The organism is Psychrobacter sp. AOP7-A1-24 (genome assembly GCF_052376235.1).
Classification (GTDB): Bacteria; Pseudomonadota; Gammaproteobacteria; order Pseudomonadales; family Moraxellaceae; genus Psychrobacter.
The window spans coordinates 25,533-42,442 of the sequence record NZ_JBQSVM010000021.1 but is presented as its reverse complement, the minus strand read 5'-3'; the positions used below and the strand labels follow the sequence as shown (position 1 = coordinate 42,442).

15 protein-coding genes are annotated in these 16,910 nt (G+C 43.9%); 12 read left to right on the top strand and 3 right to left on the bottom strand.

Going from position 1 to position 16,910, the window contains the following annotated elements:
* The first annotated feature begins 50 nt into the window (after positions 1 to 50).
* Positions 51 to 1,082 (top strand): tRNA 5-methoxyuridine(34)/uridine 5-oxyacetic acid(34) synthase CmoB, encoded by a 1,032-nt coding sequence (cmoB, locus tag ACT3QQ_RS08800; RefSeq protein WP_444527711.1) that lies wholly within the window; start codon positions 51 to 53, stop codon positions 1,080 to 1,082.
* A gap of 34 nt (positions 1,083 to 1,116) precedes the next feature.
* Positions 1,117 to 2,244 (top strand): DUF1176 domain-containing protein, encoded by a 1,128-nt coding sequence (locus tag ACT3QQ_RS08795; protein ID WP_444527710.1) that lies wholly within the window; start codon positions 1,117 to 1,119, stop codon positions 2,242 to 2,244.
* Between the two features lie 148 nt (positions 2,245 to 2,392).
* Here the strand turns inward: ACT3QQ_RS08795 and ACT3QQ_RS08790 are convergent, their stop codons facing one another.
* Positions 2,393 to 2,611 carry a DUF2788 domain-containing protein gene (locus ACT3QQ_RS08790; protein ID WP_101205310.1) on the bottom strand — a complete coding sequence of 73 codons (219 nt, stop codon included), beginning with the start codon at positions 2,609 to 2,611 and terminating at the stop codon, positions 2,393 to 2,395.
* A 378-nt stretch (positions 2,612 to 2,989) separates the two neighbouring features.
* Here ACT3QQ_RS08790 and argS point away from each other — a divergent pair, with 378 nt between their 5' ends.
* The 3 genes from argS (at position 2,990) to ACT3QQ_RS08775 (ending at position 6,971) form a co-directional block, all read left to right on the top strand.
* Positions 2,990 to 4,819 (top strand): arginine--tRNA ligase, encoded by a 1,830-nt coding sequence (gene argS, locus ACT3QQ_RS08785; RefSeq protein WP_444527709.1) that lies wholly within the window; start codon positions 2,990 to 2,992, stop codon positions 4,817 to 4,819.
* A gap of 122 nt (positions 4,820 to 4,941) precedes the next feature.
* A complete protein-coding gene (locus tag ACT3QQ_RS08780; RefSeq protein WP_444527708.1) occupies positions 4,942 to 5,751 on the top strand; it encodes an SPOR domain-containing protein in 810 nt (269 codons plus the stop codon).
* 125 nt (positions 5,752 to 5,876) lie between these two features.
* Positions 5,877 to 6,971, top strand: coding sequence for a PTS transporter subunit IIC (locus ACT3QQ_RS08775; RefSeq protein WP_444527707.1), 1,095 nt, complete (start codon positions 5,877 to 5,879; stop codon positions 6,969 to 6,971).
* Positions 6,972 to 7,112: 141 nt separating this feature from the next.
* Here the strand turns inward: ACT3QQ_RS08775 and clpX are convergent, their stop codons facing one another.
* Entirely contained in the window at positions 7,113 to 8,387 is a 1,275-nt protein-coding gene (clpX, locus tag ACT3QQ_RS08770; protein ID WP_444527706.1) for an ATP-dependent protease ATP-binding subunit ClpX, read from the bottom strand.
* Between the two features lie 181 nt (positions 8,388 to 8,568).
* A complete protein-coding gene (gene clpP, locus ACT3QQ_RS08765) occupies positions 8,569 to 9,195 on the bottom strand; it encodes an ATP-dependent Clp endopeptidase proteolytic subunit ClpP (protein ID WP_197411852.1) in 627 nt (208 codons plus the stop codon).
* Between the two features lie 900 nt (positions 9,196 to 10,095).
* On the opposite strand from clpP, the gene ACT3QQ_RS08760 reads away from it, so the two are divergent.
* From ACT3QQ_RS08760 to ACT3QQ_RS08730, 7 genes are all read left to right on the top strand, one after another.
* Positions 10,096 to 11,115, top strand: coding sequence for an urease accessory protein UreD (locus ACT3QQ_RS08760; protein ID WP_444527705.1), 1,020 nt, complete (start codon positions 10,096 to 10,098; stop codon positions 11,113 to 11,115).
* Positions 11,116 to 11,267: 152 nt separating this feature from the next.
* On the top strand, positions 11,268 to 11,570 hold the full coding sequence (gene ureA / locus ACT3QQ_RS08755; protein WP_444527704.1) for an urease subunit gamma: 303 nt from the start codon (positions 11,268 to 11,270) through the stop codon (positions 11,568 to 11,570).
* 56 nt (positions 11,571 to 11,626) lie between these two features.
* Positions 11,627 to 13,816 carry an urease subunit alpha gene (gene ureC / locus ACT3QQ_RS08750; RefSeq protein WP_444527703.1) on the top strand — a complete coding sequence of 730 codons (2,190 nt, stop codon included), beginning with the start codon at positions 11,627 to 11,629 and terminating at the stop codon, positions 13,814 to 13,816.
* A 160-nt stretch (positions 13,817 to 13,976) separates the two neighbouring features.
* Positions 13,977 to 14,573, top strand: coding sequence for an urease accessory protein UreE (gene ureE, locus ACT3QQ_RS08745; RefSeq protein ID WP_444527702.1), 597 nt, complete (start codon positions 13,977 to 13,979; stop codon positions 14,571 to 14,573).
* Positions 14,566 to 15,357: an urease accessory protein UreF gene (locus ACT3QQ_RS08740; protein ID WP_444527701.1), complete on the top strand. Its 792-nt coding sequence runs from the start codon at positions 14,566 to 14,568 to the stop codon at positions 15,355 to 15,357. Before ureE ends, ACT3QQ_RS08740 begins: the two co-directional genes overlap by 8 nt.
* 57 nt (positions 15,358 to 15,414) lie before the next feature.
* Positions 15,415 to 16,101 carry an urease accessory protein UreG gene (gene ureG / locus ACT3QQ_RS08735; RefSeq protein ID WP_444527700.1) on the top strand — a complete coding sequence of 229 codons (687 nt, stop codon included), beginning with the start codon at positions 15,415 to 15,417 and terminating at the stop codon, positions 16,099 to 16,101.
* Between the two features lie 50 nt (positions 16,102 to 16,151).
* On the top strand, positions 16,152 to 16,904 hold the full coding sequence (locus ACT3QQ_RS08730; protein ID WP_444527699.1) for a HupE/UreJ family protein: 753 nt from the start codon (positions 16,152 to 16,154) through the stop codon (positions 16,902 to 16,904).
* Positions 16,905 to 16,910 lie beyond the last annotated feature (6 nt).

Genomic DNA, 16,910 nt, shown 5'->3' with positions numbered 1-16,910 from the left:
TCCTTACTTTTAACACAGTTATTTCTTAATCAATACGGTAATCTGCTTTTATGCTCAACGACACTATCATCAACGCCGAACGTGAACTATATCTAACCTTATTAGAGTTGGCACAGCAGCAGCCGAACGCTTATGAATGGCTTAAACAATTACCAACGTGGCTAGGTGATATAAAAAACAAAGCTAACTATGCGCACGCGCCTGCTTACCAAGCGTCAGTCGCTCGTTTGCCAAACTTAGCTGTCAATAACGTCGATCTAAATAGCGACACATTGACAATTGAAGCAAACCTAAATGAATCTCAGCACAAACAAACAACAGCACTGCTAAAGCAGCTGATGCCATGGCGCAAAGGACCATTTCAGATTGGCGGACAAATCGGCGATGATGAGTCAGGTATTAAGATTGATACCGAGTGGCATAGCGACTGGAAATGGAAACGTGTTGCGCCGCATTTAAGTCGATTAGATGGTCGCCGCGTATTGGATGTGGGCGGAGGCTCTGGTTATCACGGCTGGCGCATGGCAGGAGCAGGAGCGGATACCGTTATTATCGTTGATCCGTCATGCTTGTTCTACCATCAGTTTATGGCGATTCGTCATTTCGTTGGTACAGCAGATGCTTATAAAGCGCATTATACTCCTGTACCGCTTGAAGCATTACCTGAGCATAGTCAGCTGTTTGATACCGTATTTAGCATGGGAGTGCTGTACCATCGCCAGTCACCGTTTGAGCATTTACAACAGCTCAAAGGGCAGTTAGTTAAAGGTGGTGAATTGGTACTAGAAACCTTGGTGATTGAAGGTGATGCCAATACCGTACTGGTGCCACATGACCGCTACGCGCAGATGAATAACGTCTATTTCTTACCATCGGTGGCGGCATTAATTGGTTGGTTAGAGAAAGCAGGGCTCTCAGATGTACGCTGCGTCGATGTAGCAGTCACCTCGACCGAGGAACAACGACAAACCGAATGGATGACTTATCACTCGCTAGCAGATTTCTTAGATCCTAATGATTCGACCAAGACCGTCGAAGGATATCCTGCTCCCATGCGTGCGACTTTGATTGCGAAAAAGTAACATTGATAGTGGTAGCTAACATAAGGAAAGCATTATGAGTACATCAAAGACTTTGATCGTAGCTACTATCAGCTTACTATCGCTACCTGCTATGGCAGGTTATGGGACTGTATCCGAGGGCTGGGGCTTTGTACAAGACGACTGGCAAGTGGTTTGTGATAATACGCGGACTTGTCGAGCTGCTGGATACGCAAGTGAAGCGCTAATAGATGAGCCTGCCTCAATCTTGTTTACAGCATTACCAAAAGTAGCTCTGCCAAAAACGCAAATTCAGTTTATATCAGAGGTGCCGCTAGACGACCTTAAGCGTGTTGAGCTTTGGCTGAACAATAAAAGCTATGGTGTGCTGCAATCCAACAAAGAAGACAGTCTATTATATGATTTGTCAGCCAAACAGACCCAAGCACTGCTTGACCATGCTCGTATCGCGACTAAGATAGAGATTAGAGCAGGAGACAATCGATGGCAGATCAGCGATAAAGGTATGTCGGCAGTACTGCTAAAACTAGAAGATGTGCAAGGTCGGGTAGGGACGTCGATAGCATTGGTCAGTAAGAATAACCAAAATCGTCAACATCCTAGAGCAGCTTTGCCAAAACCAATCATTCAAAAAGGATTTACGTATTCAGCAGAAGACAACAAAACACTCGCTCCATCAAAGCTGGCCTATTTTCAAAAGAATATTGATAAGTGGGTTGATATTAATGCCGAGCAGCTTATAGGTTATAAGGACGTAATGGGCGACTGTGAGCTGATTAACCCAAAGACTGAAACATATCAGCGTATGTCAGAGTATGGCTCTACGATGCTTGGTTGGGACTTTATACCAGTTGATGATAGCTATACGTTAGCCGCGCATACTTGCTGGTTAGGCGCTTACAACTCTAGTAATGGCTATTGGCTCATTGATGATACAGAACCTAGCAAGCCTACGCTGATCACGACAGCAGGGAATGATTATTTTGATGGTGAGATTTCGGCCACTCACAAAGACCGAGGCCTCGGTGACTGCTGGAACCGTACTGCATGGACATGGAATGGTGAGACATTTGCTAAGAGCGAAGAGTCAAGTACAGGCATGTGCCGAGGTTTTGCTGGTGGAGCGTGGGACCTACCAACTTATGTGAGTCAGGTTATAAAAAATGATGCTAAGAATCGATAGCTTTTTTGATCCAAAAGACTGTGATTCAAATGACTTTGACTCAAAAGCCTAACACCTTATAAAGCACAGCAGTCATAAGCTATATAGCCTTTGACCTTTCTATTTATGTCGCAAGCTGTGCCATAAGATAAACGTTGAGAATGGCTAATTAGATTAACCATTTTTTGAAAGCGACTTCCATTACTATCTTAAGGATAAAACCAACAGAACCTGCGCCTAGGGCTAGAAATATCCAAAAAGTACCAGCACGACCAGCTTCAGACGTTTTAGAGATATCCCACATAATAAAAAACAAGAAAGCGATGAATATTGGCAATAAGACGTACAATCCCCAACTGGTGACAGTACTGGCGGCAATAGCAAACATGGCGTAATCCTATAATAGAGTAGTAATGCGTCTTCTATATTTTAGAAGAGCCGTACAAACCATTATTATAACGTGGAAGCAGTCAGGTATAAACGACTGTCCAGTATCGAGCAACAGTAACGCTACAATTCACGTTATGAGTTATTTATCAGCTTTGCATCATTGATATTAGTCAGCCTAAATCAAGATAACGGTAAGATTTTAGTGCTAATTTTAGCGCAAATGGTGCAATAAAGCGCAAAGATTGTTATATTTACAGGTTACTTATCTTTTTACATTATTCGATCCCTGCAATGTCGATCGCTATTATAATAAGCAGTTATCGATTGCTCGCATTCGCACTGTTTTTGTTGTTTATTTAATTGAGTTCAAATTCCTATGTCACAAACCCAAATTGATACGCTTGCATCCCTCTTTAATGATGCCATTCAAACCCTACAAGCAGAAGGTACGCTACCAAGCGATTGGCAAAACAACAGTCAAATTACCCGTACGAAAGATTTAAGTCATGGTGATTTTGCCAGTAATATCGCGCTAACGGCAGCGAAAGCGGCCAAAGCCAATCCACGTCAACTTGCTGAAAAAATTGTCAGCGCATTGCCTGATAATCAAGATATCCGCCAAGTAGAAATCGCAGGCCCAGGGTTTATCAATGTATTCTTAAATTCGGAAGCTAAATTTTCTGTATTGGACGATATTTTCACATTGCAAGATCGCTTTGGTTTGAACAATCAGTTCGACGGTCAAAAAGTCCAAGTTGAATTCGTCTCTGCCAATCCAACGTCAAGTCTGCACGTCGGTCACGGTCGTGGTGCTGCGTTTGGTATGAGCGTCGCTAACTTGCTAGAAGCCATCGGCTATGACGTCACGCGTGAGTATTATGTCAATGATGCTGGTCGTCAAATGGACATCTTAGCAACCAGTACTTATTTGCGTTATTTAGAAGCCAATGGCGAGCAAGTGACTTTTCCTGTCAACGCCTATCAAGGTGACTATGTCAGTGACATCGCCCAGACGCTAAAAACACAACATGGTGATAGTTACGTACATAGCTTTGCAGATGTTGCCAAAGACGTGCCAGAAGATGCTCAGTTTGAGATCAATGCTGATGGCGAAAAAACCGTTATCTCAGGTGATAAAGAAGCGCATATTGATGGCTTGATTGCCAATAGTAAAACTTTGCTAGGTGAGAGCTATACACTATTTCTAAATGCAGCACTAAGCAGCATTTTGGCGGATATCAAAGACGACTTAAACGACTTTGGTGTGAGCTACGAGTGTTGGTTTAGCGAAAGATCTATCGATAGCGAGATTGAACCTGTACTACAGATACTAGATGACAAAGGCTATCTATACGAAAAAGACGGCAACATATGGTTTAAATCGACCGATTTCGGCGATGAAAAGGACCGTGTTGTACGCCGTGCCAATGGTCAATCGACGTATTTTGCCTCTGACATCGCTTATCATAAAAACAAGTTCGATCGCGGCTTTGACAAAGTCATTAACGTTTGGGGCGCAGACCACCATGGTTATGTCCCACGCGTAAAAGCCGCTCTATTGGCTCTTGGTATCGATGCCGAGCGTCTAGATGTGGTGCTCGTGCAGTTTGTCGCGTTGTGGCGCGGTAGTGAAAAAGTACAAATGTCTTCACGCTCAGGTCAGTTTGTGACCTTGCGTGAGTTACGTGCAGAAGTCGGTAATGATGCTGCACGATTCTACTATGTGGCGCGCAAGCCTGAAGTACATGTTGATTTTGACTTAGAACTTGCCAAATCACAAAGCAAAGACAATCAGGTATATTATATTCAATATGCTCATGCGCGTGTTTGCCGTGTGTTAGAAAAACTGGCAACTTATGATTTGACCGTAGATGATGCCGTTGGTTTGGCACATCAAGACTTGCTGAGTGCGCCAAATGAAGACGAGCTAATCAAACTGTTAGCAGGCTATCCAGCGACGTTACTCCGCGCAGCAACTGGTTACGAGCCGCATGTTTTGACCAACTACCTAAAAGAACTAGCGGCATTGTTCCATGGTTGGTATGACACCAACCGCATCTTGCCAATGAGCCTGACGTCAGGTGAAACGCCAAGTCAAGATGAGCTAGACTTAATGCAAGCACGTCTGCGCTTATCCAAAGCCGTCAGACAGGTGTTAGTGAATGGTCTTAGTCTACTAGGCTTGTCTGCACCGTCTAGTATGTAGTGTTTTTTTTACATGTAGAAAGCTATTGTTCGTATAGAAAAATTTCTAACATGTGAAATAAATATAGGCAGCTGATAGCATTAATTTGATGATAGTTAAATCCAGTAGGGAGAACGAGATCCATGCTAGCCAAAAAACCTAAAGGCGCAACAGAAAAGCGCAAATCAAGTAGCGTATCAGGCTTATTGTGGATGTTTGTTGGGGCAGTATTGACCCTTATGATCGGGGTGTTTATCTACCTCTCACCATTATTTAACTTCAGTCCTGCTGATGGTAGCGCTGAGAACGATCCTGATCGTCAAGTACAGCCACGTGTGGATACTGATACCGATAATGGCGATTATGAGTTCTACGATATTTTGCCAAATCAGGAAATGGCAACCATTCCTGATGAAGATATTGCTGATATTGAGAATAATCAAATAGACGGTATCGACGCGTTTGAACCAGACGTTGTTGTGACTCAACCAGAGAGCGATACAGCCAGTACAGAAAATACGGGCAGTTTAGACACTTCGGAAGGTGCGACTGTCGAACCAGCTAGTGGTAGCAATACTGGGTCTGGTGGGGATATCGTTGTTGTTGAAGAAAATGCCACTTATGATGGTACGCCAACTACCAGTACTAACAACGCTACGACTCGTAACAACAATGCAGGGTCAGGTGAGGCAAATGTCCAAGCTGCCACACCTGCAGCGACCTATATTTTACAGATTAATAGTTTTAGTGATGCAGATGAAGCGGATCGTCGGCGTGCACAAGTACTGATGGCGGGTGTTGATGCTAGGGTGGTCAAGAACACGACGGGTAATGGCTTACCAATCTATCAAGTCATCTCGCGTCCTTTGAATAACCGTCAAGCAGTGACAACGGCGCAGCAACGTCTACAAAATAATGGTATAGACTCTATTATCGTTGAACAGCGTCGCTAGATTAAGTCGTTTACAGTTATTATATTTATTAAAAAAGCGTCGTAATGACGCTTTTTTTATCTCTGTATTTTATCAAAAGCTTTTCGACGGTTTTATGCTATTAAACGTTCATTAAGAGTATGGTTATGACAGTATCTAACTCAGCAACACCGCAAGCAGGCATCATTAAAGCGTTCTTTCAAAAATACTTTATCGATGCGTTCACTGGGATGGCTTTAGGGCTATTTGTCACGTTGATTGCGGGTCTCATTATTTCACAAATCGGTGGCTGGTTAGATTTGCCAGCATTGGTCGCGGTCGGGAAACTTGCCTCGATATTAATGGGTGCTGGTATTGGGGTAGGTATCGCTTATTATCTCAAAGCGCCAACACTAGTGATGCTCAGCTGTCTCGTGGCAGGTATGCTTGGTGCTCATTCTGAAGCGCTAATGGCAGGTACGTTATTTACGCCACAAGTGGGTGGACCTGCAACGTTTGTAGCGTTGCCTGGTAATCCGATAGGCGCCTATCTGACCTCTGTGTTTGCTTATCGTGCGGGTAGTTGGGTGGCAGGAAGGACCAAGCTTGATATTTTATTGGTTCCGTTATTGGTATGTGCAGTTGCATTGGCTGTCTGTGCGCTATTGAATCCACCTATCGTTGATGCTGTCGCTGCTATCGGTCAAGGTATTCAGGCGGCTACGGAACTTCAGCCATTATTAATGGGCATTGTCATTGCAGTCGTGGTTGGTATTTTATTAACTCTGCCTACTTCTAGCGCAGCTATTTGTATCGCTATTGGGCTTGGCGGTGTCGCGGGTGGGGCAGCTGTGGTTGGCTGCGCGGCACATATGGTTGGCTTTGCCGTTGCAAGTTTTAAAGACAATGGTGTTAGTGGTGTCGTCTCTCAAGGCTTAGGTACCAGTATGCTACAAATCCCTAATGTGCTCAAAAAGCCTATCGTTTTATTACCAGCTGTGATTGCCAGTGCTATCGTTGGGCCTATCGCGACTGTTGGGTTTGGCTTGGCTTGCACGGCAACAGGAGCAGGCATGGGTACGGCTGGTTTGGTTGGTGTATTTGGGGTGATTGAGGCATCACAAGAGATTATGAGTACTAGTCAGCTATGGACGGCGATTATTCTGTTGATGTTCGTTTTGCCTGCGGTGATTGCAGGGTTAGTGGCTTACATCATGCGCCGTATGGGCTGGTTAGTCGCTGGTGATATGAAACTGCCTTAGTGACTGAAAAGAGAGTGAGAAAGTCATATCTTACAGTGGGCTAAAACACGCCCAAAAAAAGCGTCTGAGCAGAGTTTGCTAGACGCTTTTTTTTAAATTAATAACCATTTATATATAATGAATTACTAATTGAACGATACATTAAGCAATTTTAGGTACTTTACCTTCATTGATAACATCTGCATCAACCATCACAGTTTTAGCATTTTCCATAGAAGGTAGTTCATACATAGTTTCAAGCAGCGCATTTTCTACGATAGAACGTAGACCACGAGCACCCGTTTTACGTTCCATTGCTTTTTTGGCGATGGCATCTAGTGCTTCCTGAGTAAAGCTAATCTCAGCACCTTCCATGTCAAATAAGTACTTGTACTGTTTTACCAGTGCGTTCTTTGGTTCAGTCAGAATCTGTACCAAGGCTTCCTCATCCAGCTCCTGTAAAGCCGCAAGTACAGGCAGACGACCGATTAGCTCAGGGATTAGACCAAACTTGATTAAATCTTCTGGCTCAACCTGCTGTAGCAAGTCTGAGCTACGACGGCTGTCGTCTTTTGAGCTGACATCAGCGTTAAAACCAATACCACCTTTCTCAGTACGCTGCTGAATGACGCTATCAAGACCCGCAAATGCACCACCAACGATAATTAGGATGTTGCTGGTATCAACTTGGATAAGCTCTTGCTGTGGATGCTTACGTCCACCGTGCGGCGGGATAGCAGCAACAGTACCTTCGATTAGCTTTAGTAGCGCTTGTTGTACGCCTTCACCTGATACATCACGGGTGATAGATGGATTGTCGCCTTTCTTGCTGATTTTGTCGATTTCATCAATATAGATGATACCTTGCTCAGCTTTGGCCACATCATAATCAGAAGCTTGGAGTAGCTTTTGTACGATGTTTTCAACATCTTCACCAACATAACCAGCTTCGGTCAAGGTAGTAGCATCAGCCATTGCAAAAGGGACATCAAGCAGACGTGCTAAGGTTTGCGCTAGCAATGTTTTACCAGAGCCAGTTGGGCCAATCAGCAAGATATTACTCTTAGCCAATTCAACCATCGCATCATCAGCGCCGATTTTAGCTTTTTTGCTATCGTGAGCTAGTGTCTGGCTAACTTTTAGGCGTTTATAATGGTTATAGACAGCAACAGCCAATGCTTTTTTGGCGGCGTCCTGACCGATGACATAGTCATCAAGCTTGGCACGCAACTCTTTTGGCGTTGGTAGTTTTTTATTAACCCAGGAAGTATCAACTTCGCTATCGTCATCATCGTGCTCTGCGCTATCTGCGATTAAATCAGTACATAGCTCGATACATTCATTACAGATATTGGCATCGTCAGCAGCAATCAGTTGCTGTACATCGCTTTTGGCTTTACCGCAAAACGAACACTGCGGGGTATTATCTTCTGCCATAAAAGGCGCTCCTAAAATTTAAAACTGGTTAGTTTATTTGCAGTATATCGATTGCTCTATCAGTGTCATACCCTGCAAAACAATAGATATGACATTGGTTGTGAGTTGCCGTATAGCAAATAAACTATAAAAGGTCTGATGGTCTTGCTCTCAATTGAGATGCGTCACACTAATGCTGAGATTACAAAGATTCAGGGCGACGCTCTAATACTTCGTCGACTAAACCGTATTCTTTGGCTTCTTGTGCATCTAACCAATAATCACGCTCAACGTCTTTTTCGATTTTTTCTACTGGTTGACCAGTACGCTCAGCTAAGATGCTATTCAGACGTGCACGAGTTTTAAGGATTTCACGAGCATTAATTTCGATATCAGTTGCCTGACCTTGCGCACCGCCTGAAGGCTGGTGAATCATGACACGAGCGTTAGCAAGTGAATAGCGCTTGCCCTTTTGACCAGCAGCCAACAGGAATGAACCCATGCTATAAGCACCGCCCATACAAATAGTAGATACTTCAGGCTTGATGAAGTTCATGGTGTCAAAAATAGCCAAGCCAGCACTTACTGAACCACCTGGTGAGTTGATATATAAATGGATATCTTTGTCAGGGTTTTCAGCTTCTAAGAATAGTAACTGTGCGACGATAAGGTTCGCCATGTTGTCTTCGACCTGACCAGTCAAAAAGATAACGCGCTCACGTAATAGACGTGAAAAAATATCAAACGAGCGTTCACCGCGTGAGGACTGTTCAACCACCATAGGTACTAATGCAGCTTGTGTGGTTTGTACTTCTTTGTGCGCACTCATCAGCATGTCAAAATGCGGGTTGGTAGTGATGCGATCATAATCTGTCATAGAAAAGTCCTATCGATAAATGTAAAAAATAAAATGGATTAAATGATTTTGTTGTCTAGTAGTTTTTGACTAATGGGTTGTTTATAAGGGGGCTGCGCTCACTATTCAAGCCTATACAATTGGTTTGTGCATAAAATAGACGAAAAAGTGAGCATACTCTGTTTTTATATTTTTCTGTATGAGCTGAAAAATAACTTTCTAATCAAAAATATTTAAGAGAAATAAGTACTGGCTTAAATATCCCTTTGTCAGGTGATTACTACAATTTCTTATCCCGACACAGACGCCTTGGATCTCATGCTACCTCACTTTTTAACATAGAATACCTGATTAATAGCATGACAATCTACCTATCTTGCTAGTTGATTGTATAAGTAGCCCATCGTTAACAGAAACGTTAATTCCATTTCATGATCAAACGTGCTTAGTATGCCATTAACAATGGACACGATATGTTCAAGCAATACAAGCTCCAGTTATGATATGTAGGGTAACAGCCGTGCTGAAAAACGGTGCATATTCTCGATAAAATGCTACGATTTGGTGCAAATATAGCTGACTATCGATAAAGAATTAGCAGCAAGTTTGGGTCAGAAAATAGTAAAACCGATACTACTATTACCACCAGTGAACATACACAGTAAAAACTAATGCAAAATCACTGTATTAGATATATAGGCTGGTTTTTTGCTCTAGTAGGTTTATACAAGTTGGCACAATGATTGTATAAATAGTAGTATTAATGATTTTTACTTTATGTAACCTAGTTTTTGTTTCGATAGCGCTTATTTTACAGCGATTAAGCGTTGATGGTTACGTAAGACGCTAGATCATATTTGACGAGTATATAAGATGAGTTGGGCTTCTTCCTTAGCACTGAGTTTTGACACTGTTCGACGTACGACTACCCAAGGCGAGTCTATTGATAAAACGCGGCTTTATCATCGTAAGCATACTGGTGCACTGATGGTACAACGTGCTCTGTATCCTGAGCCCAGCAGTCAGCAAGGTATTTGCCATATCCTGATGTTGTACCCGCCAGCAGGTATCGCGGGTGGTGATACGCTGACCATAGACCTGAATTTAGATAGTGATAGCCATGCTGTCATCACTACGCCAGGGGCAGGTAAGTGGTATGGCAAAGACAGCGTTAGCCAAAAATATAAGGCATCATCGAACAACAACGATACGCATCAAAGCATGGAACAAGGTGAGATAGCAGATTACGCTAGTCAAAACGTACAGGCCGTGATGGCAACAGATACTCGCTTAGAATGGTTACCGCAAGAGAGTATCATCTATAACGAAGCCAATATGCATGCGGTCAATCGCTTTGATTTAAAAAAATCTTCTAGCCTACTGACATGGGAAGTTAGTGTGTTTGGGCGGCAAGCATATGATGAGCAGTTTTTGAAAGGGCGTTACCATACTGGCTTGAGTATCTACCGAGAGGGTAAGGTTGTCGTTGCTGAACGTGTGGCACAGTCGGCAAAAAATCGCTGGTTTACCTCAAATTTAGGATTAGCGAACCAGCATATTTATGGATCGTTTTGGGCCGTGCCAAGTTTGAGTGATGTTCAGGAAAACCTTGCGCTGTCTGCATCGCAAACCACACAATCAACCGAAACTGCCCAAGCAACTATCAAGCAGTCATTGACTCGCTATCTAGATAATACGATAGCAGCACTACGTCAAAGCATTGCACAGGACAAACTGCCTGTCTATTGTACTCATAATGGCCAAGCGATTAATATTCGTTACATTGGCTCAGATGTACGCGGCTGTTTTGAGGCTTTTTATCAGCTGAGAGAAGTCTTGCGCGATCATTGGTGGCAGCTTGAGCCTTGTCGTCCTCGTATTTGGGATACTTAAGACAGTGCTAGCTAATAGTATTTGCTAATAGCTGCGTTGCGATTACGCTTCGAACGTTTTTGGTCGATATCTAACGCTTTGAAAACTTCTAATCTGCTATAAGTATAATTAGTCTGCTATAAATATAGTGATAAATACAATAAGGAATTGTCATGCATTTGACTCCAACTGAGAAAGACAAACTCATGCTATTTACGGCTGGAATGGTTGCTGAGCGCCGTAAAAATCGTGGTGTTAAGCTCAACTATCCTGAAGCCGTTGCTTATATTAGTATGCTGCTTATGGAAGGGGCACGGGATGGCAAAAGAGTGGCTGAGTTGATGAGTGAAGGTGCCACGTATTTGTCTGCTGATGACGTGATGGAAGGTGTGGCAGAGATGGTAGATGAAGTGCAAATCGAAGCGACTTTTCCTGATGGTACCAAATTGGTCACGGTACATAGTCCCATCGTATAACGCTGTATACCATTGTTATAGCACCGAAATGCTCACTATAAAATAAGGCGGCTCTCATGCAAGTAGGCGAATACCATATCCAAGATGGCGATATTATCTTAAACCAAGGGCGACAAGTACAGACCATCAGTGTCAGCAATACTGGCGATCGACCTATTCAAATCGGCTCGCATTATCACTTCTATGAAGTCAATGATGCTTTAAGCTTTGAGAGAGAGAAAACTCGAGGCTTTCGTCTAAATATTATTTCTGGAACAGCGGTACGTTTTGAGCCTGGTCAATCTCGGGAAGTAGAGTTGGTCGCTTATGCTGGCAAGCAAGATGTATACGGTTTTGCTGGGCGTGTTATGGGCGCCACTAGCTCAGATGCAGCATCAAACAATACAGATAATGAGAGCCCTACAGCAACATCACAAAAGAAAGTGAGTCGACATATTTACGCTGAGCATTTTGGTCCTACAACAGGCGATAAAGTCCGCCTCGCCGATACCGAGCTTTGGTTGCAGGTTGAGGCAGATTTGACCAGTCACAAAGATGCTACTGTTGACCAGAAAGAAATGTCACCAAGCGGTGAAAATAGCAGTAAACCCACTGAGATAAAAGGTGAGGAAGTTAAGTTCGGTGGTGGTAAAGTCATTCGTGATGGTATGGGACAAGGACAACTGCTAGGCGATGAAGTTGCTGATACAGTGATTACCAATGCATTGGTCGTTGACTATACCGGTATTTATAAAGCCGATATCGGTATCAAAGACGGTCGCATTAGTGCTATTGGCAAATCTGGCAATCCTGATATTCAGCCTGCTATCGATATTCCTATCGGCGGCGCTACTGAAATTATTTCTGGTGAAGGTAAAATCCTGACAGCAGGTGGTGTTGATAGTCATATTCACTTTATCGCGCCCCAGCAGTGTGAGACCGCGCTTATGTCAGGTGTGACTACGATGCTAGGTGGTGGTACAGGACCAGCTCAAGGCACACTTGCTACCACCTGTACGCCAGGGGCTTATCATATTGGTTCAATGCTAAAGTCGACCGACAGCATTCCTATGAATATTGGGTTGCTAGGTAAAGGTAACGTGAGCGTGCCAGAGCCGATTGCTGAGCAAATCGAAGCAGGCGCAGTAGGATTAAAGCTGCATGAAGACTGGGGCACGACGCCGCAAGCCATTGATAATTGTTTGAGCGTCGCTGAAGACTATGATGTGCAAGTCGCTATTCATACTGATACCTTAAACGAAAGTGGCTATCTAGAGAGTACGCTAGGCGCTTTTAAAAACCGTTGTATTCATACTTTTCATACTGAAGGTGCGGGTGGCGGCCATGCGCCTGATATTTTAAAAGCAATTGGCGAGTCGCATGTATTGCCATCTTCAACCAATCCAACCAGACCATACACCGTCAATACCATTGATGAGCATCTCGATATGCTGATGGTTTGTCATCATCTGAGTCCTTCCATCGCTGAAGATGTGGCGTTTGCTGAAAGCCGTATTCGCCAAGAAACCATTGCGGCAGAAGACATACTGCACGACTTGGGAGCGATATCGATGATGAGTAGTGACTCACAAGCAATGGGACGAGTGGGTGAAGTTGTTATTCGTACGTGGCAAACGGCGCACAAAATGAAAGTCCAACGCGGGCATCTAGCGCCAGATGCAACGGCCGACAAAGAGCATCAAGAGCAGTGCATTACATTGACGGACTATGATAAAAGCGCAGATAACGATAATTTCCGTATCAAACGCTATATCGCAAAATACACCATAAATCCTGCCATTACCCATGGTATTAGCGATATGGTCGGGTCTATCGAAGTAGGTAAGTGGGCGGATATGGTGCTATGGTCGCCGAAGTTTTTTGGGGTAAAGCCTGAATGCATCATCAAAGGCGGACTTATCGCTGCAGTACCAATGGGCGATATCAATGCCTCTATACCGACACCTCAGCCTGTGCATTATCGTCCAATGTTTGCCACGTATCCAAAATCGGTTGCCCAAACCAGCATTACCTTTATGTCGCAAGCTGCGATAGACAAAAAAGTGGATAAGCAGCTTGGATTGAGCAAAGTCATTCAACCAGTACACGGTATTCGTAAAATTAGTAAAAGCGATATGCGTTTCAACAGCTATTGCCCAGATATGGACATCAATCCTGAGACCTATGAAGTACGCGCTGATGGTAAGACGCTTACCTGTGAGCCAGCTGATGTACTGCCCATGGCGCAGCGTTACTTTTTATTCTAATGCTTATTTTAATGTTTAGATACGCATACACACAGGCGATATTAAAGAGCGCGCCTTAAACCATATAGCTAGTTTGTGTGGCACGAATTTCTTTCTAGTACTTTTATCATCAATACTATTAAACGATAGTTTGAGCAACAGTAAGCAGAGCACTTTATCTATGAAAATATTTAATACCCGTTTAAGTACACTGAGCGACACTCAAAAAACACAAATAGCAGAACAGTACAAATCCGATAACTATCTACTGTTAGACTTCGATACACGTCAGCATTCTCGCTTTAGAGCCGTTACGGTTTCAGGGGAGGCGGTTGGTATTGACCTTCCTCGTACAGGCGTATTAAAAGGCAATGATGTTCTTATCAACGCATCAGGAGAGTTGATACAGGTCATCGCTAAGCCACAAGCCGTAACAAAGGTAACCGCTGCTGATGATTTTCTATTAATGAAAGGCGCTTATCATTTGGGTAATCGTCATGTGCCGTTGATGTTTGAGCACAGTTTGGATCAAGGTGATGCAGGCTATGCGCTATATTTTGAAAACGATCATGTACTGGCACAAATGCTAGAAAACCTTGGTCTACATACCGAGTCTACATCAGTGCCATTTGAGCCTGAAACGGGTGCTTATCAAACTGGCCAAGGGCATTCGCATAGTCACTCTCATTCCCATGCCCATTCGCACAGTCATAGCCATGATGACAGCCATGGCCATAGCCACGATGCCGCACCTACAGGTAGTCTAAGCGATGACTGAAACCAGTGTCCAGCCTGAGCAGTCTAGACAGCTAGGACAGTTACTGATGCTGGCCTCCAGCAACCTACCTATTGGTAGCTATACCTACTCGCAAGGTGTAGAGTCAGCGATTGAGTCAGGCATTGTCTTTGATGAAGCCAGTACTCTTACTTTCATGCAGGACTATCTAGCGCTAGCAGTTGTTGGCTACGAGCTGCCTGTGTTAGGACTCATAATGTGTGCGCTTAATCAAGAAAATGAAGCGCTAGCAGCGAATCTAGCACATGATTATCATGCTGGCTTAGAAAGCAAAGAGTTTGTATTGGAATCTCAGCAGTTAGCACAAGCGATGGTCTCTTGGCTCAATGAAGTATTAAGTCTTGGTATACCCACGGAAGTGCTTGAAGATGGGTTTTTGCCACTTTTCGCCCATATTGCTCAACATTGGCAACTGCCACTTGCACAATCTATGACCACCTATGGATTTGCTCAAGTAGAGAATATGGTGCTCGCTGCTGTGAAGACAGTACCGCTAGGGCAGATGGCAGGTCAGCGTATTCTATGGCAATTACAAAACGATTTGGGCGCTCAAGTAGATACTCTGAGTGTTGATGTACGACAAGCTTTTGAGAGTGTCATTATTTCAAAAGATACACTCGCTGACATGGCTATAAGCGCTACGCAGCATAACGAGCAGCTGTGCCAAGACCTCTATGATAGGCTTAATATCTCTAACAATTTACCCAACTTGGCTATCCTTTCGAGTATGCATGAGGAGCAATACAGTCGGTTGTTCCGTTCATAGCCATACCTTCTTATTTATTTATACTGATTGATATATAAACTGTTTTAGGAAATCAATATGTCTCTAACCCCGATCAAACCAAAAAACGCCCACGCTGCATCAGAGTTACAGACTGATAGCGACAGTCGAAACCAGTCTTCTTTATCGTGCCTACGCCTTGGTATTGGTGGACCAGTCGGTAGTGGCAAAACAGCTCTGACCCTACAGCTGTGCCAAAACCTGCGTGATACAGTCAATATGGCAGTTGTGACCAATGATATTTATACCAAAGAAGATTCGCAGTTTTTGACCCGCAATAATGCCATGCCAGCTGAACGTATTCGCGGTGTAGAGACTGGCGGTTGCCCGCATACTGCCATTCGTGAAGACGCCTCTATCAATCTAACAACCATCGCTGAGTTACAAGCAACTTTTGAAGGCTTGGAGATGATTATTATCGAATCAGGTGGCGATAACCTAGCGGCGACGTTTAGCCCAGAGCTGTCTGATTTGACCTTATATGTCATCGACGTTTCTGCAGGCGATAAAATTCCTCGTAAGGGTGGACCTGGGATTACCAAATCTGATTTGTTGATTATTAATAAAACGGATCTTGCACCGATGGTGGGTGCTTCGCTTGAGGTGATGGAACGTGATGCGAAAAAAATGCGTGGCGACAAGCCTTTTGTTTTTAGCAATATGAAAACAGGTGATGGACTAGCAGAGATCATCGCCTTTATCAAAGAACATGGCATGCTTGCTTAGAGAATAGGTGAACTTTTACCATCAGAATATAAATAACAAGGAAAAACCACATGACACAGTGTACAAAAGCTCCTCATACCAAAGGCTCTCATTTCTCACCAGTATTCTCAACTCGTAACATCGTGTCTGGATCAACGGTAATGATGACATCACTGATGCTGCCGTCATTAGCACAGGCGCATTCAGGTCATATTCACACCGCCGCATCGCATGCACCTTCGTTTCTAGGAACATTACAAGCTGGACTGATTCATCCAGTAACTGGGCTTGATCATTTGTTTTTGGCAGTTGGTATGGGTATGTTGTTTTATGGTCTACAAAAGCAGCGTCTAGGGATGATGTCATTGACAGCAGGGTTGTCGCTAGGTGCGGTATTGGGTACGGCTGGTGTGCTGATTGTTGGTATTGGCTTTGCTGCATCATCTGGGCTGATTGAAGTGGCAATATCACTGTCGATAGTGATGTTGGCTATGGTCCTGATGAGTCAAAAAAGCAGACAGGCGGCATTTTCAGCGCAAACTCATACAGCAAGCACGCCAAGCATTCAGCAATTATCATTGTTTGGTTTTGGTGGTTTGGCAGTGTTTCATGGCATGGCGCATGCGATGGAAGTACCAGCAAATGTCGGTGTGAGCGGTCAGTTAGGATTTTATGCAGGGATGTTGGTCACGATGCTAACGCTATATGCAGTTGGTACGCTGGTTGGTCAGCAGCTACAGCAGCGTTTAGGTGGCAACTTATGGCTACAGCGTGGTCTAGTGCTGCTAGGGTTGAGCGCTGTGTTTGCACCTGTGTTGGTTTAAGTATTC

What these genes read in the sequence shown, in the direction of transcription:
- argS (WP_444527709.1), top strand. Translation starts at nt 2,990, where the DNA reads ATGTCACAAACCCAAATTGATACGCTTGCATCCCTCTTTAATGATGCC.
- ureA (WP_444527704.1), top strand. Translation starts at nt 11,268, where the DNA reads ATGCATTTGACTCCAACTGAGAAAGACAAACTCATGCTATTTACGGCT.
- ureG (WP_444527700.1), top strand. Translation starts at nt 15,415, where the DNA reads ATGTCTCTAACCCCGATCAAACCAAAAAACGCCCACGCTGCATCAGAG.
- ACT3QQ_RS08740 (WP_444527701.1), top strand. Translation starts at nt 14,566, where the DNA reads ATGACTGAAACCAGTGTCCAGCCTGAGCAGTCTAGACAGCTAGGACAG.
- ACT3QQ_RS08730 (WP_444527699.1), top strand. Translation starts at nt 16,152, where the DNA reads ATGACACAGTGTACAAAAGCTCCTCATACCAAAGGCTCTCATTTCTCA.
- ACT3QQ_RS08775 (WP_444527707.1), top strand. Translation starts at nt 5,877, where the DNA reads ATGACAGTATCTAACTCAGCAACACCGCAAGCAGGCATCATTAAAGCG.
- ACT3QQ_RS08760 (WP_444527705.1), top strand. Translation starts at nt 10,096, where the DNA reads ATGAGTTGGGCTTCTTCCTTAGCACTGAGTTTTGACACTGTTCGACGT.
- ACT3QQ_RS08795 (WP_444527710.1), top strand. Translation starts at nt 1,117, where the DNA reads ATGAGTACATCAAAGACTTTGATCGTAGCTACTATCAGCTTACTATCG.
- ureC (WP_444527703.1), top strand. Translation starts at nt 11,627, where the DNA reads ATGCAAGTAGGCGAATACCATATCCAAGATGGCGATATTATCTTAAAC.
- cmoB (WP_444527711.1), top strand. Translation starts at nt 51, where the DNA reads ATGCTCAACGACACTATCATCAACGCCGAACGTGAACTATATCTAACC.
- clpP (WP_197411852.1), bottom strand. Translation starts at nt 9,195, where the DNA reads ATGAGTGCGCACAAAGAAGTACAAACCACACAAGCTGCATTAGTACCT.
- ACT3QQ_RS08790 (WP_101205310.1), bottom strand. Translation starts at nt 2,611, where the DNA reads ATGTTTGCTATTGCCGCCAGTACTGTCACCAGTTGGGGATTGTACGTC.
- ACT3QQ_RS08780 (WP_444527708.1), top strand. Translation starts at nt 4,942, where the DNA reads ATGCTAGCCAAAAAACCTAAAGGCGCAACAGAAAAGCGCAAATCAAGT.
- ureE (WP_444527702.1), top strand. Translation starts at nt 13,977, where the DNA reads ATGAAAATATTTAATACCCGTTTAAGTACACTGAGCGACACTCAAAAA.
- clpX (WP_444527706.1), bottom strand. Translation starts at nt 8,387, where the DNA reads ATGGCAGAAGATAATACCCCGCAGTGTTCGTTTTGCGGTAAAGCCAAA.